The 21,637-nt window shown below is 50.8% G+C and carries 20 protein-coding genes; 19 read left to right on the top strand and 1 reads right to left on the bottom strand.

The annotated features are described in order from the left end of the window. The first annotated feature begins 331 nt into the window (after positions 1–331). The 5 genes from araF (at position 332) to otsA (ending at position 6,272) form a co-directional block, all read left to right on the top strand. A complete protein-coding gene (gene araF, locus FFT88_RS10520) occupies positions 332–1,321 on the top strand; it encodes an arabinose ABC transporter substrate-binding protein AraF (RefSeq protein ID WP_130208541.1) in 990 nt (329 codons plus the stop codon). Positions 1,322–1,391: 70 nt separating this feature from the next. After that, a complete protein-coding gene (gene araG / locus FFT88_RS10515) occupies positions 1,392–2,906 on the top strand; it encodes an arabinose ABC transporter ATP-binding protein AraG (RefSeq protein WP_130218664.1) in 1,515 nt (504 codons plus the stop codon). A gap of 14 nt (positions 2,907–2,920) precedes the next feature. Continuing rightward, positions 2,921–3,907 carry an arabinose ABC transporter permease AraH gene (gene araH, locus FFT88_RS10510; RefSeq protein WP_130208537.1) on the top strand — a complete coding sequence of 329 codons (987 nt, stop codon included), beginning with the start codon at positions 2,921–2,923 and terminating at the stop codon, positions 3,905–3,907. Between the two features lie 162 nt (positions 3,908–4,069). After that, the gene (otsB, locus tag FFT88_RS10505; protein ID WP_130218666.1) at positions 4,070–4,873 is read left to right on the top strand and encodes a trehalose-phosphatase; all 804 of its coding nucleotides are present in this window, start codon (positions 4,070–4,072) and stop codon (positions 4,871–4,873) included. After that, a complete protein-coding gene (otsA, locus tag FFT88_RS10500; RefSeq protein ID WP_135405144.1) occupies positions 4,848–6,272 on the top strand; it encodes an alpha,alpha-trehalose-phosphate synthase in 1,425 nt (474 codons plus the stop codon). Before otsB ends, otsA begins: the two co-directional genes overlap by 26 nt. Before the next feature lie 6 nt (positions 6,273–6,278). Here the strand turns inward: otsA and uspC are convergent, their stop codons facing one another. After that, positions 6,279–6,707 carry a universal stress protein UspC gene (gene uspC, locus FFT88_RS10495; RefSeq protein ID WP_130208531.1) on the bottom strand — a complete coding sequence of 143 codons (429 nt, stop codon included), beginning with the start codon at positions 6,705–6,707 and terminating at the stop codon, positions 6,279–6,281. 780 nt (positions 6,708–7,487) lie between these two features. Here uspC and flhD point away from each other — a divergent pair. From flhD to flhe, 14 genes are all read left to right on the top strand, one after another. Then, entirely contained in the window at positions 7,488–7,838 is a 351-nt protein-coding gene (gene flhD / locus FFT88_RS10490) for a flagellar transcriptional regulator FlhD (RefSeq protein ID WP_130218670.1), read from the top strand. A 2-nt stretch (positions 7,839–7,840) separates the two neighbouring features. Then, the gene (gene flhC, locus FFT88_RS10485) at positions 7,841–8,419 is read left to right on the top strand and encodes a flagellar transcriptional regulator FlhC (RefSeq protein WP_064529301.1); all 579 of its coding nucleotides are present in this window, start codon (positions 7,841–7,843) and stop codon (positions 8,417–8,419) included. Positions 8,420–8,544: 125 nt separating this feature from the next. Further along, on the top strand, positions 8,545–9,432 hold the full coding sequence (motA, locus tag FFT88_RS10480) for a flagellar motor stator protein MotA (RefSeq protein WP_130208527.1): 888 nt from the start codon (positions 8,545–8,547) through the stop codon (positions 9,430–9,432). Further along, positions 9,429–10,355, top strand: a complete 927-nt coding sequence (motB, locus tag FFT88_RS10475; protein ID WP_130208525.1) for a flagellar motor protein MotB — start codon at positions 9,429–9,431, stop codon at positions 10,353–10,355. Before motA ends, motB begins: the two co-directional genes overlap by 4 nt. 4 nt (positions 10,356–10,359) lie before the next feature. Next, positions 10,360–12,324 (top strand): chemotaxis protein CheA, encoded by a 1,965-nt coding sequence (gene cheA, locus FFT88_RS10470; protein ID WP_135405146.1) that lies wholly within the window; start codon positions 10,360–10,362, stop codon positions 12,322–12,324. A gap of 21 nt (positions 12,325–12,345) precedes the next feature. Beyond that, entirely contained in the window at positions 12,346–12,849 is a 504-nt protein-coding gene (gene cheW, locus FFT88_RS10465) for a chemotaxis protein CheW (protein ID WP_130218676.1), read from the top strand. A 145-nt stretch (positions 12,850–12,994) separates the two neighbouring features. Then, on the top strand, positions 12,995–14,656 hold the full coding sequence (gene tar, locus FFT88_RS10460) for a methyl-accepting chemotaxis protein II (RefSeq protein WP_135405149.1): 1,662 nt from the start codon (positions 12,995–12,997) through the stop codon (positions 14,654–14,656). 162 nt (positions 14,657–14,818) lie between these two features. Further along, the gene (gene cheR, locus FFT88_RS10455; protein ID WP_135405151.1) at positions 14,819–15,679 is read left to right on the top strand and encodes a protein-glutamate O-methyltransferase CheR; all 861 of its coding nucleotides are present in this window, start codon (positions 14,819–14,821) and stop codon (positions 15,677–15,679) included. A 2-nt stretch (positions 15,680–15,681) separates the two neighbouring features. Continuing rightward, positions 15,682–16,731, top strand: a complete 1,050-nt coding sequence (gene cheB / locus FFT88_RS10450) for a protein-glutamate methylesterase/protein glutamine deamidase (RefSeq protein WP_135405153.1) — start codon at positions 15,682–15,684, stop codon at positions 16,729–16,731. A gap of 14 nt (positions 16,732–16,745) precedes the next feature. Then, on the top strand, positions 16,746–17,135 hold the full coding sequence (gene cheY / locus FFT88_RS10445) for a chemotaxis response regulator CheY (protein WP_000763855.1): 390 nt from the start codon (positions 16,746–16,748) through the stop codon (positions 17,133–17,135). Positions 17,136–17,145: 10 nt separating this feature from the next. Continuing rightward, complete coding sequence (cheZ, locus tag FFT88_RS10440; RefSeq protein ID WP_135405156.1) at positions 17,146–17,790, top strand: protein phosphatase CheZ; 645 nt, start codon at positions 17,146–17,148, stop codon at positions 17,788–17,790. A gap of 193 nt (positions 17,791–17,983) precedes the next feature. Next, positions 17,984–19,132 (top strand): flagellar biosynthesis protein FlhB, encoded by a 1,149-nt coding sequence (gene flhB, locus FFT88_RS10435; protein ID WP_135405158.1) that lies wholly within the window; start codon positions 17,984–17,986, stop codon positions 19,130–19,132. After that, positions 19,125–21,203: a flagellar biosynthesis protein FlhA gene (gene flhA, locus FFT88_RS10430; RefSeq protein ID WP_130218682.1), complete on the top strand. Its 2,079-nt coding sequence runs from the start codon at positions 19,125–19,127 to the stop codon at positions 21,201–21,203. Before flhB ends, flhA begins: the two co-directional genes overlap by 8 nt. Next, on the top strand, positions 21,203–21,598 hold the full coding sequence (gene flhe, locus FFT88_RS10425) for a flagellar protein FlhE (protein WP_135405222.1): 396 nt from the start codon (positions 21,203–21,205) through the stop codon (positions 21,596–21,598). Before flhA ends, flhe begins: the two co-directional genes overlap by 1 nt. Positions 21,599–21,637 lie beyond the last annotated feature (39 nt).

Genomic DNA, 21,637 nt, shown 5'->3' with positions numbered 1-21,637 from the left:
GCAAATTAGATTAAAAAGAAGACACGCCAGAGCTATCAAATGATGCCACAAGGATTTCCAGGCTAATCTTATGGACTAATCTGCTAAGTCATTTCTCATTTGTCATACAATTGACGTCTTCCGTATGTCTTTTATTGCTAAATTCATGCACGTTTTCACTGTAATTCTGCGGTGTGATATTGCTCTCCTATGGAGAATTAATTTCTCGCTAAAACTATGCCAACACAGTCACTTATCTTTTCGCCAAAGGTAATGCTTTGTTTTCCGATTGAATTAACAAAAGTTCTTAGGTTTTGCCCTACACAAAATGATGCTAAAGCTGGAGATAACCATGCACAAATTTACTAAAGCTCTTGCAGCCATCGGTCTGGCTGCCGTTATGTCACAATCCGCTATGGCGGAAAATTTGAAACTCGGTTTCCTGGTGAAGCAACCAGAAGAACCGTGGTTTCAGACTGAATGGAAGTTTGCCGATAAAGCCGGGAAAGATTTAGGCTTTGAAGTTATTAAGATAGCCGTACCTGATGGCGAAAAAACACTGAACGCTATTGATAGCCTGGCAGCCAGTGGCGCGAAAGGTTTTGTTATCTGTACTCCGGACCCGAAATTGGGTGCAGCCATCGTGGCGAAAGCGCGTGGCTACGATATGAAAGTTATTGCCGTGGATGATCAGTTTGTTAATGCCAAAGGTAAGCCGGTTGATACCGTTCCATTGGTGATGATGGCGGCGACGAAAATTGGCGAACGTCAGGGCCAGGAACTGTATAAAGAGATGCAGAAACGTGGCTGGGATGTGAAAGAAAGCGCCGTAATGGCGATTACTGCCAACGAACTGGATACCGCCCGTCGTCGTACCACCGGTTCTATGGATGCGCTGAAAGCCGCCGGATTCCCGGAAAAACAAATTTATCAAGTTCCTACCAAATCTAACGACATTCCAGGGGCGTTTGATGCCGCCAACTCTATGCTGGTTCAGCATCCTGAAGTTAAACACTGGTTGATCGTCGGTATGAACGACAGCACCGTGCTGGGTGGCGTTCGCGCGACGGAAGGTCAGGGCTTTAAAGCAGCTGATATTATCGGTATCGGTATTAACGGTGTGGATGCGGTGAGCGAACTGTCAAAGGCACAGGCTACGGGTTTCTATGGTTCACTGCTGCCAAGTCCGGACGTTCATGGCTATAAATCCAGCGAAATGCTTTACAACTGGGTAGCAAAAGACGTTGAACCGCCAAAATTCACTGAAGTTACCGACGTGGTGCTGATCACGCGTGACAACTTTAAAGAAGAACTGGAGAAAAAAGGTTTAGGCGGTAAGTAATCTGCCGGAAAAATTCCCCTCTGCGTTATGCAGAGGGGGTGTAAAACGACCAGTGATTCACGGAGACGTTATGCAACAGTCTACCCCGTATCTCTCATTTCGCGGCATTGGTAAAACCTTTCCAGGCGTCAAGGCGCTTACGGATATCAGTTTTGACTGTTATGCCGGTCAGGTTCATGCATTGATGGGTGAAAATGGCGCCGGAAAATCAACACTTTTAAAAATCCTTAGTGGAAACTATGCGCCAACCACGGGTTCTGTAGTGATTAATGGGCAGGAAATGTCCTTTTCCGATACCACCGCAGCACTGAATGCGGGTGTCGCGATTATTTACCAGGAACTGCATCTCGTGCCGGAAATGACCGTCGCGGAAAACATCTATCTCGGCCAGCTTCCTCATAAAGGCGGTATCGTGAATCGTTCACTGCTGAATTATGAAGCTGGGATACAGCTCAAACATCTGGGTATGGATATTGACCCGGATACGCCGCTGAAATACCTCTCCATCGGGCAATGGCAGATGGTTGAAATTGCCAAAGCTTTGGCACGTAACGCCAAAATTATCGCTTTTGATGAACCAACCAGCTCCTTATCCGCGCGTGAAATAGACAATCTGTTTCGCGTCATTCGTGAACTGCGAAAAGAGGGGCGGGTGATCTTATACGTTTCTCACCGTATGGAAGAAATTTTTGCGCTCAGCGATGCCATCACTGTCTTTAAAGATGGTCGTTACGTCAAAACCTTTACCGACATGCAGCAGGTAGATCATGACTCGCTGGTGCAGGCAATGGTTGGTCGCGACATCGGCGATATCTACGGCTGGCAACCGCGCAGCTACGGCGAGGAGCGCTTGCGTCTGGATGCGGTAAAGGCACCAGGCGTGCGTACGCCAATAAGCCTGGCTGTTCGCAGTGGCGAAATCGTCGGTCTGTTTGGTCTGGTGGGGGCAGGGCGCAGCGAATTAATGAAAGGCATGTTTGGCGGTACGCAAATTACCGCTGGTCAGGTTTATATCGACCAACAGCCGATCGATATCCGTAAACCGGGCCACGCCATTGCCGCTGGCATGATGCTCTGCCCGGAAGATCGCAAAGCGGAGGGCATTATTCCAGTGCACTCGGTGCGCGACAATATCAACATCAGCGCTCGTCGCAAACATGTGCACGGCGGGTGCGTGATCAACAACGGCTGGGAAGCCAATAATGCCGATCACCATATTCGTTCTCTCAACATCAAAACGCCAGGTGCAGAGCAATTGATCATGAATCTTTCCGGCGGTAATCAGCAAAAAGCCATTTTGGGGCGCTGGTTATCCGAAGAGATGAAAGTCATTTTGCTTGATGAACCTACGCGCGGCATCGATGTGGGGGCTAAACATGAAATTTATAACGTGATTTATGCGCTGGCCGCGCAGGGCGTGGCGGTACTGTTTGCCTCCAGTGACCTGCCCGAAGTCCTTGGTGTCGCCGACCGCATCGTAGTTATGCGGGAAGGTGAAATCGCCGGTGAATTGCTACACGAGCAGGCAGATGAGCGTCAGGCACTAAGCCTTGCTATGCCTAAAGTCAGCCAGGCAGTTGCCTGAGTAAGGAGAATAAGATGTCTTCTGTTTCTACATCGGGTTCTGGCGCACCTAAGTCGTCATTCAGCCTCGGGCGTATCTGGGATCAGTACGGTATGCTGGTGGTGTTCGCAGTGCTTTTTATCGCCTGTGCCATCTTCGTGCCGAACTTTGCCACCTTTATTAATATGAAAGGGCTGGGACTGGCAATCTCCATGTCGGGGATGGTGGCTTGCGGTATGTTGTTTTGCCTGGCCTCAGGTGACTTTGACCTTTCTGTTGCCTCGGTGATTGCCTGCGCAGGCGTAACCACTGCGGTGGTTATTAACCTGACCGAAAGTTTGTGGATTGGCGTGGCGGCAGGTCTACTGCTGGGCGTTCTCTGCGGCCTGGTGAATGGCTTTGTTATCGCTAAATTGAAAATCAACGCCCTGATTACCACGCTGGCGACGATGCAGATTGTCCGTGGTCTGGCGTATATTATCTCTGACGGTAAAGCGGTGGGCATCGAAGATGAAAGCTTCTTTGCACTCGGTTATGCCAACTGGTTCGGCCTGCCTGCGCCAATCTGGCTCACTGTGGCTTGCCTGGTCGTCTTTGGTTTGCTGCTGAACAAAACCACGTTTGGTCGTAATACATTGGCAATTGGCGGTAACGAAGAGGCGGCACGTCTCGCGGGTGTACCGGTAGTCCGAACCAAAATTATTATCTTCGTTCTCTCTGGTCTGGTATCGGCGATTGCCGGGATCATTCTGGCTTCTCGTATGACCAGCGGCCAGCCAATGACGTCTATTGGTTATGAGTTGATTGTTATCTCTGCCTGCGTTTTAGGTGGCGTTTCTCTGAAAGGCGGCATCGGAAAAATCTCATATGTAGTGGCGGGTATCTTAATTTTAGGCACCGTGGAAAACGCCATGAACCTGCTTAATATTTCTCCGTTCGCACAGTATGTTGTTCGTGGCTTAATCCTGCTGGCTGCGGTGATCTTCGACCGTTATAAGCAAAAAGCGAAACGCACTGTTTGATGCTTTATACGATAATTATTTAGTTCCAAAATCCTCCACAGCCAACCGCCACAACGGTTGGCTGTTCTTTTTGTCAATGGCGAGCCTCGTCACACTGTCTATACTTACATGTCTGTAAAGCGCGTTCTGCGCGAACAATAAAAAGATAAGGAGGAGTACCGGGTGACAGAACCGTTAACCGAACCCCCTGAACTATCCGCGAATTATGCCTGGTTTTTTGATCTCGATGGAACGCTGGCGGAAATCAAACCGCATCCCGATCAGGTCGTCGTACCTGAAAATATTCTGCAAGGACTCCAGCTGCTGGCAACCGCAAGTGATGGTGCATTGGCATTGATATCAGGGCGCTCAATGGTAGAGCTTGACGCACTGGCGAAACCTTATCGCTTCCCGTTAGCGGGTGTGCATGGGGCGGAGCGCCGTGACATCAATGGTAAAACGCATATTGTTCATTTGCCGGAAGCGATTGCCCGCGATATTAGCGTTCAACTGCATACGGCTATCGCCAGGCTTCCCGGTGTGGAGATTGAGGCTAAAGGGATGGCGTTTGCGCTGCATTATCGTCAGGCACCGCAGCATGAGGACGCCTTATTGACATTAGCGCAGCGCATTACCCAGATTTGGCCGCAAATGGCGTTACAACAGGGAAAGTGTGTCGTTGAGATAAAACCGAGAGGCACCAGCAAAGGGGACGCGATTGCCGCATTTATGCAGGAAGTTCCCTTTATTGGCCGCAAGCCTATTTTTTTAGGCGATGACTTAACCGATGAATCTGGCTTCTCGGTCGTTAACAGGCTGGGCGGAATGTCAGTGAAAATTGGCACAGGCGCAACTCAGGCATCATGGCGGCTGGCGGGCGTGCCGGATGTCTGGCGCTGGCTTGAAATGATAACCAACGCATTACAACAACTAAAAAGAGACAATAACAGGAGTGATGACTATGAGCCGTTTAGTCGTAGTATCTAACCGGATTGCACCACCAGACGAGCACGCCGCCAGTGCCGGTGGCCTTGCTGTCGGTATACTGGGGGCGCTGAAAGCCGCAGGTGGACTGTGGTTTGGCTGGAGTGGCGAAACAGGGAATGAAGATCAGCCGCTAAAAAAGGTGAAAAAAGGAAATATCACCTGGGCCTCTTTTAACCTCAGTGAAAAGGATCTCGACGAATACTACAACCAATTCTCCAATGCTGTTCTCTGGCCCGCATTTCATTATCGACTCGATCTGGTGCAATTTCAGCGTTCCGCCTGGGAAGGTTATTTACGCGTGAATGCATTGCTGGCAGATAAATTACTGCCGTTGCTGGAAGACGATGACATTATTTGGATCCACGATTATCACCTGTTGCCATTTGCGCATGAACTCCGTAAACGTGGCGTGAATAATCGTATTGGTTTCTTCCTGCATATTCCTTTCCCGACGCCGGAAATTTTCAACGCGCTGCCGACTTATAACACGTTGCTTGAACAGCTTTGTGATTATGATTTGCTGGGGTTTCAGACAGAAAACGATCGCCTGGCGTTTCTGGATTGCCTTTCCAACCTGACGCGCGTCGCGACGCGAAGTTCGCGCAATCATACGGCCTGGGGCAAGGCATTTCGCACCGAAGTTTACCCTATTGGTATTGAACCGGATGAAATAGCCAAACAGGCTGCCGGACCGCTGCCGGCCAAACTGGCGCAATTAAAAGCGGAGCTGAAAAGCGTACAAAATATCTTTTCTGTCGAACGACTGGATTATTCCAAAGGTCTGCCTGAGCGTTTTCTTGCCTATGAAGCCTTGCTGGAAAAATATCCGCAGCATCATGGCAAAATACGTTATACCCAGATAGCGCCAACCTCGCGTGGTGATGTGCAGGCGTATCAGGATATTCGTCATCAGCTGGAAAATGAAGCCGGGAGAATTAACGGAAAATATGGGCAATTAGGCTGGACACCGCTTTATTATCTGAACCAGCATTTCGACCGTAAATTACTGATGAAAATCTTCCGCTATTCCGATGTCGGATTAGTGACGCCGCTGCGTGACGGGATGAATCTGGTGGCGAAAGAATATGTCGCCGCCCAGGATCCTGCCAATCCCGGTGTACTGGTGCTTTCACAATTTGCGGGGGCGGCAAATGAACTGACGTCAGCGTTAATCGTTAACCCATACGATCGTGATGAAGTCGCGGCGGCGTTGAATCGGGCATTGACTATGTCGCTGGCAGAACGTATTTCCCGTCATGCAGAAATGTTGGAAATTATCGTGAAAAACGATATTAACCACTGGCAGGAGTGCTTTATTAGCGACCTAAAGCTGATAGTTCCGCGCAGCGCGGAAAGCCAGCAGCGCGATAAAGTTGCGACCTTTCCAAAGCTGGCGTAATTGCGCTTAATCTCCCTTAAGCGGAACCAACAGCACATCAACCTCACTTGAAGCAATCACACTTTTCGCAGAGCAGGATGCTCGCGAAAAGAAACTGTGATTATGATTACCACAAATCACCAAATCGAATTTATGTTTACGGCATACCGCCAGAATATGTTCGCTCAACTCTCCGTAAGCTATAAACTTTTCTTCAACGGGATATCCAGCATCCTGAATTAATTTGTCCAGAAAGTTTTGTGTTTCTTCATGCATCACACTGCGTAAATCCTCAAGCATCGGCGCGGCTAATTGATTGTACATTTCTGGATCGGACGCGAGGGTGATTAAACTGATACGCCCATTCACGGGACGGGCGATAGATACCGCTTTTGCTAACAGTTGCTGGCTTTCCGGTGAGACAGCAACGGCAACAAGAATATTGGCGTAACTCATAACCTGCTCCTTATTCTATGAACTTCAGGTGAGATCACAGCTTTACCCTGAATGAGGTACAGATGCAATAACAACTTGGTCAAAAAAGCAAATATTAGCATGGTCATTAATAAATATATTTAATCAATTGCGTAGTGTTACTGTGTAGTCATGCGGGGGATGATGAGGAAGTGGATAAATTGATTTCTCTCATTAAACAAATGGTTAATATTAACAAAACATCTTGTTAACATTGGTGTTAATGGCTGCCTTAATTTTTCTTAAATGGAATCTTATTATTTAATTGACTGTTTTTTTAATGATTTACAGAGAGCATAGATATTTATCCCATATCCGGGATATGGTTATTCACGGTGATTTATATTAACAGTGCGCAACATCTCAATTTTATCCCTTCTCATCATTTTTGCTGACAGATAAGCTGAAAAACTTTTTAACAGAATGAAATATACGCAAAACAAAAGTATGACTTATACATTAATGTTAAGTAATTGAGTGTTTTGTGTGATCCGTGTCACACATTGTCGAAAATCGCAGCTCCGCTCCGTTGTATGTATGAGTGGTGACGAGTACAGTTGCGTCGAATTAGGAAAAATCTTAGATAAGTGTAAAAAGCATCACTCTGTGTAAGACGTGTTTCACCTCTTATGATGTCTGTGTGTTTTTTCGTTGATCGCTACTATTCCATTTTTATTTACTTTTTACCGGGATTTCCCGGCGACATCACGGGGTGCGGTGATACCGCATAAAAAATAAAGTTAGTTCTTCTGGGTGGGAATAATGCATACCTCCGAGTTGCTGAAACATATTTATGACATCAATTTGTCATATTTACTTCTTGCACAGCGTCTGATCGTTCAGGACAAAGCGTCCGCCATGTTTCGTCTCGGTATTAATGAAGAAATGGCAACAACGCTGGCGACGCTGACTCTTCCACAAATGGTTAAACTGGCCGAAACCAATCAACTGATTTGTCAATTCCGCTTTGACAGCCACCAGACTGTTAACCAACTGACGCAGGATTCCCGTGTTGACGATCTCCAGCAAATTCATACCGGTATTATGCTCTCCACGCGTTTGTTGAATGATGTTAATCAGCCCGAAGAAGTACAACGTAAGAAAAGGGCCTGATCATGAGTGAAAAAAGCATTGTTCAGGAAGCCCGTGATATTCAACTCGCCATGGAGTTGATAACCCTCGGTGCTCGTTTGCAGATGCTGGAAAGCGAAACACAATTAAGTCGCGGACGTCTGATCAAACTCTATAAAGAGCTGCGCGGAAGCCCGCCGCCGAAAGGTATGTTGCCGTTTTCCACCGACTGGTTTATGACCTGGGAACAAAATGTCCATGCGTCGATGTTCTGTAATGCATGGCAGTTTTTACTGAAAACCGGGCTATGTAATGGCGTTGATGCGGTAATCAAAGCCTATCGTTTATACCTTGAACAGTGCCCACAAGCCGAAAACGGACCACTGCTGGCGCTAACCCGCGCCTGGACTCTGGTGCGATTTGTCGAAAGTGATTTACTACAACTTTCCAGTTGCAACTGCTGCGGCGGTAATTTTATCACCCATGCTCATCAACCTGTCGGCAGTTTTGCCTGCAGCTTATGTCAACCGCCATCGCGCGCCGTAAAAAGACGTAAACTTTCTCAGAACCCTGCCGATATTATCCCTCAACTGCTGGATGAACAGAGAATACAGGCTGTTTAACTCATACGGTGTGGCGAAACACTCCAGCAGCGGTAAGCAATTGCCGCTGCTTTTTTTTCTCCAGCCGTAAGGTAACGTCTGCCGACTGAACATCCTGTCATGGTCAACAGTGGAAGGATGATGTCGTGCTTATCTTATTAGGTTACCTGGTTGTTCTCGGTACAGTTTTCGGCGGTTATTTGATGACCGGTGGAAGCCTTGGAGCACTCTATCAACCCGCTGAACTGGTGATTATTGCCGGTGCAGGCATTGGGTCGTTTATCGTCGGCAATAATGGCAAAGCAATCAAAGGTACGCTGAAGGCGCTGCCATTATTGTTTCGTCGCTCTAAATATACCAAAGCAATGTATATGGATTTGTTGGCGCTGCTTTACCGCCTGATGGCGAAATCGCGGCAAATGGGCATGTTCTCACTGGAACGCGATATTGAAAATCCACGAGAGAGCGAGATCTTCGCCAGTTATCCGCGCATCCTCGCGGATGCCGTTATGCTGGATTTTATCGTCGATTATCTGCGCCTGATTATCAGCGGCCACATGAATACCTTCGAAATTGAAGCCCTGATGGACGAAGAGATAGAAACGCACGAAAACGAAGCGGAAGTCCCGGCGAACAGCCTGGCGTTGGTCGGAGACTCTCTTCCTGCGTTTGGTATTGTTGCGGCTGTAATGGGGGTGGTGCACGCACTAGGATCAGCCGATCGTCCTGCCGCCGAGTTGGGGGCGCTCATTGCACATGCGATGGTGGGGACTTTCCTCGGTATCTTATTGGCTTACGGATTTATTTCCCCGTTGGCGAGTGTTTTGCGCCAGAAAAGCGCCGAAACCAGCAAAATGATGCAGTGCGTCAAAGTCACACTGCTTTCTAATCTGAACGGTTACGCACCGCCTATCGCCGTTGAATTTGGTCGCAAAACGCTCTATTCCAGTGAACGTCCGTCGTTTGTTGAACTGGAAGAGCATGTGCGCGCGGTGAAAAATCCGCAGCAGCAGACGACAACCGAGGAAGCATGAAGAATCAAGCGCACCCGATTATTGTCGTCAAACGACGCAAAGCGAAATCCCACGGCGCAGCACATGGTTCGTGGAAGATTGCTTATGCTGACTTTATGACCGCGATGATGGCTTTTTTTCTGGTGATGTGGCTTATCTCCATCTCCAGCCCAAAAGAGCTGATTCAGATTGCGGAATACTTCCGTACGCCGCTGGCGACAGCGGTTACGGGCGGCGATCGCATTTCTAATAGTGAAAGCCCAATTCCCGGCGGCGGTGATGATTTCACCCAAAGCCAGGGAGAAGTGAATAAGCAGCCGAACATTGAAGAACTTAAAAAACGCATGGAGCAAAGTCGGCTGCGGAAATTGCGTGGCGATCTCGACCAGCTTATTGAATCAGACCCGAAACTACGGGCGATGCGTCCACATCTCAAAATCGATCTGGTACAGGAAGGTTTACGTATCCAGATAATTGATAGCCAGAATCGCCCGATGTTTAAAACCGGTAGTGCTGATGTCGAGCCCTATATGCGCGACATTCTGCGCGCCATTGCGCCGGTGCTGAACGGTATTCCTAACCGTATCAGCCTTTCAGGCCATACCGATGATTTCCCTTACGCCAATGGTGAGAAAGGTTACAGCAACTGGGAGCTTTCCACTGAACGCGCCAATGCGTCGCGCCGTGAGCTAATGGTGGGAAGTCTGGCTGATGGCAAAATTTTACGTGTTGTCGGCATGGCGGCGACCATGCGCTTAAGCGATCGCGGCCCGGATGATGCCGTTAATCGTCGAATCAGTCTGTTGGTACTGAATAAACAAGCCGAACAGGCCATTTTGCATGAAAACGCCGAAAGCCAGAATGAGCCAGTAAGCGTCCTGGAAAAACCTGGGGTAACACCGCAGGTCAGTGTTTCCACAATGCCATCAGCCGAACCGAGGTGACAGCGTGAGCATGGATATAAGCGATTTTTATCAGACATTTTTTGATGAAGCGGACGAACTGTTGGCCGATATGGAGCAGCATCTGCTGAATTTACAGCCAGAAGCGCCAGATGCCGAACAATTGAATGCCATCTTTCGTGCGGCCCACTCTATCAAAGGAGGGGCGGGAACCTTTGGCTTTAGCGTATTGCAGGAAACCACGCATCTGATGGAAAACCTGCTCGACGAAGCCAGACGCGGTGAAATGCTGCTTAACACCGACATTATCAATCTGTTTTTGGAAACGAAGGACATCATGCAGGAACAGCTCGACGCTTATAAACAGTCGCAAGAGCCGGATGCCGCCAGTTTTGACTATATCTGCCAGGCCTTACGTCAACTGGCAATAGAAGCGAAAGGCGAATCGACCCCCGCCATGGCCCGGTTAAGTGTGGTTGCCAAAAGTGAACCGCAAGATGAACAGGGTAACAGTGAGTCGCCGCGACGAATTCTACTTTCGCGTCTGAAAGCGGGAGAAGTCGATCTCCTGGAAGAAGAGCTGTGTCATTTGACAACGTTGACTGATGTGGTGAAAGCCGCTGATTCTCTTTCGGCAATATTACCGGGCGACATCGCGGAAGATGATATTAAAGCGGTGCTCTGTTTTGTGATTGAGGCCGATCAGATTGCCTTTGAAACAGTAGAATCCGCGCCAAAAATATCCCCGCCACCGGTACTTAAACTGGCAGCCGAACAAGCGCCAGCAGAACGTGTGGAACGGGAAAAACCGACGCGCGGTAGTGAATCTACCAGTATCCGCGTGGCGGTTGAGAAGGTTGATCAGCTGATTAACCTCGTTGGCGAACTGGTGATTACTCAGTCGATGCTGGCCCAGCGCTCCAGTGAACTGGACCCGGTGAATCATGGGGATTTGATTACCAGCATGGGGCAGTTACAACGTAACGCCCGCGATTTGCAGGAATCAGTGATGTCGATTCGCATGATGCCGATGGAATATGTCTTTAGTCGCTATCCCCGGCTGGTGCGCGACCTGGCGGGTAAACTTGGCAAACAGGTGGAGCTGACGCTGGTGGGCAGTTCCACCGAACTCGACAAGAGTTTGATAGAACGCATTATCGATCCTCTGACCCACCTGGTACGCAATAGCCTCGACCATGGTATTGAATTGCCAGAAAAACGACTCGCTGTGGGTAAAGATAGCGTTGGAAATTTAATCCTGTCTGCCGAACATCAGGGCGGCAACATCTGCATCGAAGTGACCGACGATGGCGCGGGGCTTAATCGAGAGCGGATTCTGGCAAAAGCCGTCTCACAAGGTCTGAGCGTTAGCGACAATATGACTGACGACGAAGTGGCGATGTTGATATTCGCCCCTGGTTTTTCCACGGCGGAGCAGGTCACCGATGTTTCCGGGCGCGGCGTCGGCATGGATGTCGTTAAACGTAATATCCAGGAGATGGGTGGCCACGTTGAAATCCAGTCGAAGCAGGGCGTTGGCACCACAATCCGCATTTTACTGCCACTAACGCTGGCGATCCTCGATGGCATGTCGGTACGCGTTGCTGACGAAGTTTTCATTCTGCCGCTGAACGCCGTCATGGAGTCACTACAACCTCGTGAAGCCGATCTCCATCCACTGGCAGGCGGCGAGCGAGTACTGGAAGTGCGTGGTGAATATCTGCCCATCGTCGAACTGTGGAAAGTGTTCAACGTCGCAGGCGCGAAAACCGAAGCTACAGAGGGGATTGTTGTCATTCTGCAAAGTGGCGGTCGCCGCTACGCCTTGCTGGTGGATCAGTTAATTGGTCAACATCAGGTGGTGGTTAAAAACCTTGAAAGTAACTATCGCAAAGTCCCTGGCATTTCTGCTGCAACCATTCTTGGCGACGGCAGCGTGGCACTGATTATTGATGTTTCCGCCTTGCAGGCGATAAACCGCGAACAACGTATGGCGAATACCGCCGCCTGATTGAGTAAAAAGGGAATAAATATGACCGGTATGACAAATGTAACAAAGCTGGCCAGCGAACCGTCAGGCCAGGAGTTTCTGGTATTTACCCTCGGTGACGAAGAGTACGGCATCGATATTCTGAAAGTGCAGGAGATCCGTGGCTACGATCAGGTTACGCGGATTGCCAATACACCCGCGTTTATCAAAGGCGTCACTAATCTGCGCGGCGTGATTGTGCCAATTATCGATTTGCGTATTAAGTTCAGCCAGGTAGATGTGGAGTACAACGATAACACGGTGGTTATCGTTCTGAATCTTGGGCAGCGGGTGGTCGGCATTGTGGTAGATGGCGTTTCAGATGTTCTTTCGTTGACGACGGAACAAATTCGCCCGGCACCGGAATTTGCTGTGACGCTTTCCACAGAATACCTCACCGGCCTGGGCGCACTGGGCGATCGCATGCTAATTCTGGTTAATATCGAAAAATTGCTGAATAGCGAAGAGATGGCTCTGTTGGATAGCACGGCATCAGAAGTCGCATAATTTATCCCGCTGTACTCAAATGAAATGAGCCCGATACCCTGCGGATCGGGTTTTTCATTTTAATTTCGCCATGACTGGCATCAGAAATAAAGTTTCCCTCCTTCCTGCCGATAACGGAATCAACTTGTTTTCAGGAAGGTGCCTTATGATTAACCGTATCCGCGTAGTCACGCTGTTGGTAATGGTGCTGGGGGTATTCGCACTGTTACAGCTTATTTCCGGAAGTCTGTTTTTTTCTTCTCTTCACCATAGCCAGAAAAGTTTTGTGGTTTCCAATCAATTACGGGAACAACAGAGCGAGTTGACCTCAACCTGGGATTTAATGCTGCAAACGCGCATTAATCTGAGTCGTTCAGCGGTGCGGATGATGATGGATTCATCCAATCAACAAAGTAACGCCAAAGTTGAATTACTTGATAGCGCCAGGAAAACATTGGTCCAGGCTGCAATCCATTATAAAAAATTCAAAAGCATGGCACCGTTACCTGAAATGGTCGCTACCAGTCGTAATATCGACGAAAAATATAAAAACTATCACACAGCATTAACAGAACTGATTGATTATCTTGATTATGGCAATACTGGAGCCTATTTCGCTCAGCCAACCCAGGGAATGCAAAATGCGATGGGCGAAGCCTTTGCCCAGTACGCCCTCAGTAGTGAAAAACGGTATCAAGATATCGTCACTGACAACGCGGATGATTACCGATTTGCCCAGTGGCAACTGGCGGTTATCGCGCTGGTGGTGGTATTGATTCTGCTGGTGGCGTGGTACGGCATCCGCCGCATGCTACTTAACCCGTTAGCGAAGATCATTTCTCACATCCGGGAAATTGCTGGTGGCAATCTGGCGAATACCCTCAGCATTGCCGGGCGCAGTGAAATGGGCGACCTGGCACAGAGCGTTTCACATATGCAACGCTCTCTGACTGACACGGTCAACCATGTGCGAGAAGGTTCAGACGCTATCTATGCTGGTACTCGTGAGATTGCTGCGGGGAATACCGATCTTTCCTCCCGTACTGAACAGCAGGCATCGGCGCTGGAAGAAACGGCCGCCAGCATGGAACAGCTCACAGCAACAGTGAAACAGAACGCCGATAACGCCCGCCAAGCCTCGCAACTGGCGCAAAGTGCCTCCGATACTGCTCAGCATGGTGGCAAAGTCGTGGACGGTGTGGTGAAAACCATGCACGAAATTGCCGACAGTTCGCAGAAAATTGCCGACATTATTAGCGTTATTGATGGCATTGCTTTCCAGACCAATATCCTGGCACTGAACGCGGCTGTTGAAGCCGCCCGAGCAGGGGAGCAGGGGCGTGGTTTTGCCGTGGTGGCGGGCGAGGTGCGTAATCTCGCCAGTCGCAGCGCCCAGGCGGCAAAAGAGATCAAAGCGCTGATTGAAGATTCCGCCTCCCGCGTTGATACCGGTTCGGTGCTGGTAGAAAGTGCCGGAGAAACCATGACTAATATTGTCAATGCCGTCACCCGTGTTACCGACATTATGGGCGAGATTGCCTCGGCATCGGACGAACAGAGTCGCGGTATCGATCAAGTGGCGTTGGCAGTGTCGGAAATGGATCGCGTCACCCAACAAAACGCATCGCTGGTGCAGGAATCAGCTGCCGCCGCAGCTGCGCTGGAAGAACAGGCCAGTCGTTTAACGCAAGCGGTTTCCGCGTTCCGTCTGACTGCCCGCTCGCAAACGAATAAACCACAATCACAATCCCGCCCTGGTACTGAACAACCACCCGCACAGCCGCGATTGCGTATTACTGAACAAGATCCAAACTGGGAAACATTTTGATGGTTTTTTGCTCAAGAACCATCGCCGCCAGATGAGGCTGATGATGCAACAGAACCTCGCGCTTATCATCTCTGGTGGCGTTATTTATAGGTCGTTATACAACACAACTGGCGCAGTTACAGGCTGCGCCAGGGGTATCCTGAAGTGACTGAGAAAGGCGCTATGACATCATCTCTGCCCTGCGGGCAAACGTCTTTATTGTTACAGATGACCGAGCGCCTGGCGCTTTCCGACGCGCATTTTCGGCGGATAAGTCAATTGATCTATCAACGTGCGGGGATAGTCCTGGCGGACCACAAACGCGACATGGTTTACAACCGTCTGGTGCGCCGTTTGCGCTCGCTGGGGCTTGCAGACTTCGGCCATTATCTGAATTTACTGGAATCTAATCAGCACAGCGGCGAGTGGCAGGCGTTTATTAATTCGCTGACCACAAACCTGACGGCATTTTTCCGCGAGGGGCATCATTTCCCATTGCTCGCGGAGCACGCCCGCCACGCCTCTGGTGAATATCGCGTATGGAGTGCGGCGGCATCGACAGGTGAAGAACCGTACAGCATTGCCATTACACTGGCGGACACGCTGGGCTCCGCGCCCGGACGCTGGAAAGTGTTCGCCAGCGATATCGACACCGAAGTGCTGGAGAAAGCCAGAAGCGGCATTTATCGCCATGAAGAGCTGAAAAACCTGACGCCGCAACAACTCCAGCGCTACTTCATGCGCGGCACAGGGCCGCATCAAGGGCTGGTGCGTGTGCGTCAGGCACTGGCGAACTACATCGATTTTTCCCCGCTGAATTTGCTGGCAAAACAGTACGCTGCGCCGGGGCCGTTCGATGCGATCTTCTGTCGTAACGTCATGATCTACTTCGATCAAACGACCCAGCAGGAGATTTTGCGCCGCTTTGTACCGCTGCTTAAGCCCGACGGAATATTGTTTGCGGGTCACTCTGAAAACTTTAGCCACCTTGAGCGCAGCTTCACATTGCGTGGACAGACGGTGTATGCGCTAAGTAAGGATTAACGATGAGCAAAATCAGGGTGTTGTCGGTCGATGACTCGGCACTGATGCGCCAGATAATGACAGAAATCATCAATAGCCATAGTGACATGGAAATGGTAGCGACGGCTCCCGATCCGCTGGTCGCGCGTGATTTGATTAAGAAATTCAACCCTGATGTGCTGACGCTGGATGTCGAAATGCCGCGTATGGATGGACTGGATTTCCTCGAAAAATTAATGCGTTTGCGACCGATGCCAGTAGTGATGGTTTCTTCTCTGACTGGCAAAGGTTCCGAAGTCACGCTGCGTGCTCTGGAGTTGGGGGCGATAGATTTTGTCACCAAACCGCAACTGGGGATCCGCGAAGGAATGCTGGCGTATAGCGAAATGATTGCCGAAAAGGTGCGTACAGCAGCAAGGGCAAGCCTTACTGCGCATAAACCGTTATCGGCACCGACAACGCTGAAGGCCGGACCGCTCTTGAGCTCAGAAAAGCTGATTGCGATTGGCGCCTCAACGGGGGGAACTGAGGCGATTCGTCACGTACTGCAACCGTTGCCGCTTACCAGCCCGGCACTGTTAATTACCCAGCATATGCCGCCCGGTTTTACCCGCTCTTTTGCTGACAGACTTAATAAGCTGTGCCAAATCGGCGTGAAAGAAGCCGAGGACGGAGAACGCGTCTTGCCGGGGCATGCCTATATCGCCCCGGGTGATCGGCATATGGAACTGGCGCGTAGCGGCGCGAATTATCAAATCAAAATTCACGATGGTCCGGCGGTTAATCGCCATCGGCCATCGGTAGATGTGTTGTTCCATTCGGTGGCCAAACAGGCGGGGCGTAATGCGGTTGGGGTGATCCTGACAGGCATGGGCAACGACGGCGCGGCGGGAATGTTAGCAATGCGTCAGGCGGGGGCATGGACTCTTGCGCAAAATGAAGCAAGCAGCGTGGTGTTCGGCATGCCGCGCGAGGCCATCAATATGGGTGGCGTCTGCGAAGTGGTCGACCTTAGCCAGGTAAGCCAGCAAATGCTGGCAAAAATCAGTGCCGGACAGGCGATACGTATTTAAATCAGGAGTGTGAGATGGCGGATAAAGAGCTTAAATTTTTGGTTGTGGATGACTTTTCCACCATGCGACGCATCGTGCGTAACCTGCTGAAAGAGCTTGGATTTAATAATGTTGAGGAAGCGGAGGATGGCGCCGATGCTCTCAATAAGTTGCAGGCGGGAGGATATGGTTTTGTTATCTCCGACTGGAACATGCCAAACATGGACGGCCTGGAATTGCTGAAAACGATTCGTGCTGATGGCGCGATGTCAGCCTTGCCGGTGTTAATGGTGACTGCGGAAGCGAAGAAAGAAAACATTATTGCCGCAGCACAAGCGGGGGCCAGTGGCTACGTGGTTAAGCCATTTACCGCCGCGACGCTGGAGGAAAAACTCAACAAAATCTTTGAGAAACTGGGCATGTGAGGATGCGACTATGATGCAACCATCAATTAAACCTGCTGATGAAAATTCTGCTGGCGATATCATTGCGCGCATCGGCAGCCTGACGCGTATGCTGCGCGATAGTCTGCGGGAGCTGGGGCTGGACCAGGCCATTGCAGAAGCGGCGGAAGCCATCCCCGATGCCCGCGATCGTTTGTACTACGTTGTGCAGATGACTGCCCAGGCTGCGGAGCGGGCGCTGAATAGTGTTGAGGCCTCACAACCGCATCAGGATCACATGGAAAAATCAGCAAAAGCGTTAACCCAACGCTGGGATGACTGGTTTGCCGATCCCATTGACCTTGCCGACGCTCGCGAACTGGTGACCGATACACGGCAATTTCTGGGGGATGTGCCGACGCATACCGGTTTTACCAATGCGCAGTTGCTGGAAATCATGATGGCGCAGGATTTTCAGGACCTCACCGGGCAGGTCATTAAACGAATGATGGATGTCATTCAGGAGATTGAACGCCAGTTGCTAATGGTGCTGCTGGAAAATATCCCAGAGCAGGATGCACGTCCGAAACGTGAAAGCCAGAGTTTGCTGAATGGACCGCAGGTTGATACCAGCAAAGCCGGTGTGGTAGCCAGTCAGGACCAGGTCGACGATTTGTTGGATAGCCTTGGATTCTGATTTGTATTGCCTGATGTGACGCGGCCGCGTCACATCAGGCGGTCGGATGACGCCGCATCCGACAAACGCACACTATGCATGATGTGTGGCAGCAAAAGCCCTAAATCCCGCCTTTTTTACCCCTTACTCAAACCATTGAACGCTTTGCGCTCTGGCATCATTCACGTTTATTACTCTTTCCAGGATTGGCGACGTGTCTGACGAGAGCGACGACAAAACAGAAGCCCCCACACCTCACCGACTTGAAAAAGCGCGGGAAGAGGGGCAAATCCCGCGTTCCCGTGAATTAACGTCGCTGCTGATTTTGTTAGTGGGCGTGTGTGTTATCTGGTTTGGCGGTGTGTCGCTGGCTCGTCGATTGTCGGGCATGCTCTCCGCGGGATTGCATTTTGATCACAGCATCATCAATGACCCGAATCTGATCCTCGGGCAGATTATTCTGCTGATCAGAGAAGCCATGCTGGCGCTGCTGCCGCTGATTAGCGGCGTGGTGCTGGTGGCGCTCATTTCTCCGGTGATGCTGGGTGGCCTGGTATTTAGCGGCATATCCTTGCAGCCGAAGTTTTCCAAACTCAACCCGTTACCGGGCATTAAACGGATGTTTTCGGCACAAACCGGTGCGGAGTTGCTGAAAGCGATTTTGAAATCCATCCTGGTCGGCAGTGTGACGGGGTTTTATCTCTGGCACCACTGGCCGCAAATGATGCGCTTAATGGCCGAGTCTCCGATTACCGCCATGGGTAATGCGATGGATCTGGTAGGGCTATGCGCACTGCTGGTGGTGCTTGGTGTCATTCCAATGGTGGGATTTGACGTCTTTTTCCAAATCTTCAGCCACCTGAAAAAGCTGCGTATGTCACGGCAGGATATTCGTGATGAGTTCAAACAAAGCGAAGGCGACCCTCATGTCAAAGGGCGAATTCGTCAGATGCAGCGAGCTGCGGCGCGGCGGCGGATGATGGCCGATGTGCCGAAAGCGGACGTTATCGTCAATAACCCAACTCACTACTCAGTGGCTTTGCAGTACGACGAAAACAAAATGAGCGCACCTAAAGTGGTCGCTAAAGGTGCAGGGCTGGTCGCGCTGCGCATTCGTGAAATTGGCGCTGAAAATAACGTCCCGACGCTTGAAGCGCCGCCGCTGGCGCGTGCGCTGTATCGACATGCTGAAATCGGTCAACAAATACCTGGTCAACTATATGCCGCCGTGGCGGAAGTGCTGGCCTGGGTCTGGCAACTGAAACGTTGGCGTCTGGCTGGTGGACAGCGCCCTGTACAACCAACTCATCTTCCGGTGCCGGAAGCCCTGGATTTTATTAACGAGAAACCGACCCATGAGTAATCTGGCCGCGATGCTGCGCCTGCCTGCAAACCTGAAATCGACACAATGGCAGATCCTTGCCGGACCGATTTTGATCTTGCTGATTTTGTCGATGATGGTGCTGCCATTGCCTGCATTCATTCTCGACCTGCTGTTTACCTTTAATATCGCGTTGTCGATTATGGTGTTGCTGGTGGCGATGTTTACCCAGCGTACGCTCGAGTTTGCCGCTTTTCCGACAATCCTGCTGTTCACCACGCTGTTGCGTCTGGCTCTTAACGTGGCTTCAACCCGTATCATTTTGATGGAAGGCCATACCGGCGCGGCGGCGGCAGGGAAGGTGGTCGAAGCGTTCGGTCACTTCCTCGTTGGTGGCAATTTCGCTATCGGTATCGTGGTGTTCGTCATTCTCGTGATCATCAACTTTATGGTTATCACCAAAGGTGCCGGGCGTATCGCGGAAGTGGGCGCGCGCTTTGTTCTCGATGGTATGCCGGGTAAGCAGATGGCGATTGACGCCGACCTTAACGCTGGATTGATTGGTGAAGATGAGGCGAAAAAACGCCGCTCCGAAGTGACTCAGGAAGCCGACTTTTACGGCTCAATGGACGGGGCAAGTAAGTTTGTTCGTGGTGATGCCATCGCCGGGATCCTCATCATGGTCATTAACGTTGTCGGCGGATTGCTGGTCGGTGTGCTGCAACATGGCATGAGCATGGGACACGCGGCGGAAAGTTATACGCTATTGACCATTGGCGACGGTCTGGTGGCACAAATCCCGGCGCTGGTGATTTCTACCGCCGCGGGGGTCATCGTTACGCGTGTCAGCACCGATCAGGATGTTGGCGAGCAGATGGTGAATCAGCTTTTCAGTAACCCAAGCGTTATGTTGTTAAGCGCCGCCGTGCTCGGTTTACTCGGCCTGGTGCCTGGAATGCCGAACCTGGTATTTTTGCTGTTCACGGCGGGATTGCTCGGGCTGGCCTGGTGGATCCGCGGACGCGAACAAAAAGCGCCTGCCGAACCAAAACCGGTAAAAATGGCAGAGAATAATGCCGTTGTCGAAGCGACGTGGAACGATGTGCAACTGGAAGATTCTCTGGGAATGGAAGTGGGCTATCGACTGATCCCGATGGTTGATTTCCAACAAGATGGCGAGTTGCTGGGCCGTATTCGTAGTATTCGTAAGAAATTTGCTCAGGAAATGGGCTTCCTGCCGCCAGTGGTGCACATTCGCGACAATATGGATCTGCAACCTGCCCGCTATCGTATTTTAATGAAAGGCGTAGAGATTGGCAGTGGCGATGCTTATCCGGGGCGCTGGCTGGCAATTAACCCTGGTACCGCTGCCGGGACGTTACCTGGTGAAGCGACCGTCGATCCGGCATTTGGCCTGAATGCTATCTGGATTGAAAGTGCGCTAAAAGAACAGGCGCAGATTCAGGGGTACACTGTGGTTGAGGCCAGCACGGTGGTAGCAACGCATCTTAACCACCTCATTAGCCAGCATGCCGCAGAGCTGTTTGGTCGTCAGGAGGCGCAACAACTGCTGGATCGCGTCGCCCAGGAGATGCCAAAGCTGACGGAAGATCTCGTTCCTGGCGTCGTCACACTCACCACGCTACATAAAGTGCTGCAAAATCTGCTCGATGAAAAAGTGCCGATTCGCGATATGCGCACCATTCTGGAAGCGCTGGCGGAGCATGCGCCCATCCAAAGCGATCCACATGAATTAACCGCCGTCGTGCGCGTGGCGTTGGGACGGGCGATTACCCAGCAGTGGTTTCCTGGCAAAGATGAAGTCCATGTTATTGGCCTCGATACACCGCTGGAACGTTTGTTACTACAGGCGTTGCAGGGCGGGGGCGGACTGGAGCCGGGGCTGGCGGATCGTTTACTGGCGCAAACTCAGGAAGCGCTATCTCGTCAGGAGATGTTGGGGGCACCGCCAGTTTTGTTGGTGAACCACGCGCTGCGACCATTATTGTCTCGCTTCCTGCGCCGCAGCTTGCCGCAGTTAGTGGTGCTGTCGAATCTTGAACTATCTGATAACCGACATATCCGCATGACGGCGACAATTGGCGGTAAATGATGAGAACCTTATTAGCAATATTATTGTTTCCGCTGCTGGCGCAAGCCGCCGGGGAGGGGATGTGGCAGGCAAGTAGTGTCGGAATTACGCTAAATCATCGCGGTGAGTCGATGTCGTCAGCGCCTCTTTCTTCGCGACAACCTGCTTCAGGATTGATGACGCTGGTGGCGTGGCGTTATCAGCTTATCGGTCCGACCCCCGCGGGACTGCGGGTACGTTTATGCTCACAATCTCGTTGTGTCGAATTAGAGGGGCAGAGTGGAACCAACGTGGCCTTTTTCGGTATACCGGCGGCAGAACCGTTGCGCTTTATCTGGGAAGTGCCTGGCGGTGGGCGGTTAATTCCGCCGCTGAAAGTACAACGTAATGAAGTGATTGTGAATTATCGGCGGTGATAAAAAAGCCGATGTCCGTAACTGCGACATCGGCCTTTG

The sequence above is a fragment of the Escherichia sp. E4930 genome (assembly GCF_005845405.1).
Taxonomy (GTDB): Bacteria; Pseudomonadota; Gammaproteobacteria; order Enterobacterales; family Enterobacteriaceae; genus Escherichia.
The sequence above is the reverse complement of the archived record's forward strand: the minus strand, read 5'-3'. Positions and strand labels throughout refer to the sequence as shown.

Bases quoted from the DNA above. Each gene is read 5' to 3' on its own strand.
- araF (WP_130208541.1), top strand. From the start codon at position 332: ATGCACAAATTTACTAAAGCTCTTGCAGCCATCGGTCTGGCTGCCGTT.
- araG (WP_130218664.1), top strand. From the start codon at position 1,392: ATGCAACAGTCTACCCCGTATCTCTCATTTCGCGGCATTGGTAAAACC.
- araH (WP_130208537.1), top strand. From the start codon at position 2,921: ATGTCTTCTGTTTCTACATCGGGTTCTGGCGCACCTAAGTCGTCATTC.
- otsA (WP_135405144.1), top strand. From the start codon at position 4,848: ATGAGCCGTTTAGTCGTAGTATCTAACCGGATTGCACCACCAGACGAG.
- uspC (WP_130208531.1), bottom strand. From the start codon at position 6,707: ATGAGTTACGCCAATATTCTTGTTGCCGTTGCTGTCTCACCGGAAAGC.
- flhD (WP_130218670.1), top strand. From the start codon at position 7,488: ATGCATACCTCCGAGTTGCTGAAACATATTTATGACATCAATTTGTCA.
- flhC (WP_064529301.1), top strand. From the start codon at position 7,841: ATGAGTGAAAAAAGCATTGTTCAGGAAGCCCGTGATATTCAACTCGCC.
- motB (WP_130208525.1), top strand. From the start codon at position 9,429: ATGAAGAATCAAGCGCACCCGATTATTGTCGTCAAACGACGCAAAGCG.
- cheW (WP_130218676.1), top strand. From the start codon at position 12,346: ATGACCGGTATGACAAATGTAACAAAGCTGGCCAGCGAACCGTCAGGC.
- tar (WP_135405149.1), top strand. From the start codon at position 12,995: ATGATTAACCGTATCCGCGTAGTCACGCTGTTGGTAATGGTGCTGGGG.
- cheR (WP_135405151.1), top strand. From the start codon at position 14,819: ATGACATCATCTCTGCCCTGCGGGCAAACGTCTTTATTGTTACAGATG.
- cheB (WP_135405153.1), top strand. From the start codon at position 15,682: ATGAGCAAAATCAGGGTGTTGTCGGTCGATGACTCGGCACTGATGCGC.
- cheY (WP_000763855.1), top strand. From the start codon at position 16,746: ATGGCGGATAAAGAGCTTAAATTTTTGGTTGTGGATGACTTTTCCACC.
- cheZ (WP_135405156.1), top strand. From the start codon at position 17,146: ATGATGCAACCATCAATTAAACCTGCTGATGAAAATTCTGCTGGCGAT.
- flhA (WP_130218682.1), top strand. From the start codon at position 19,125: ATGAGTAATCTGGCCGCGATGCTGCGCCTGCCTGCAAACCTGAAATCG.
- flhe (WP_135405222.1), top strand. From the start codon at position 21,203: ATGAGAACCTTATTAGCAATATTATTGTTTCCGCTGCTGGCGCAAGCC.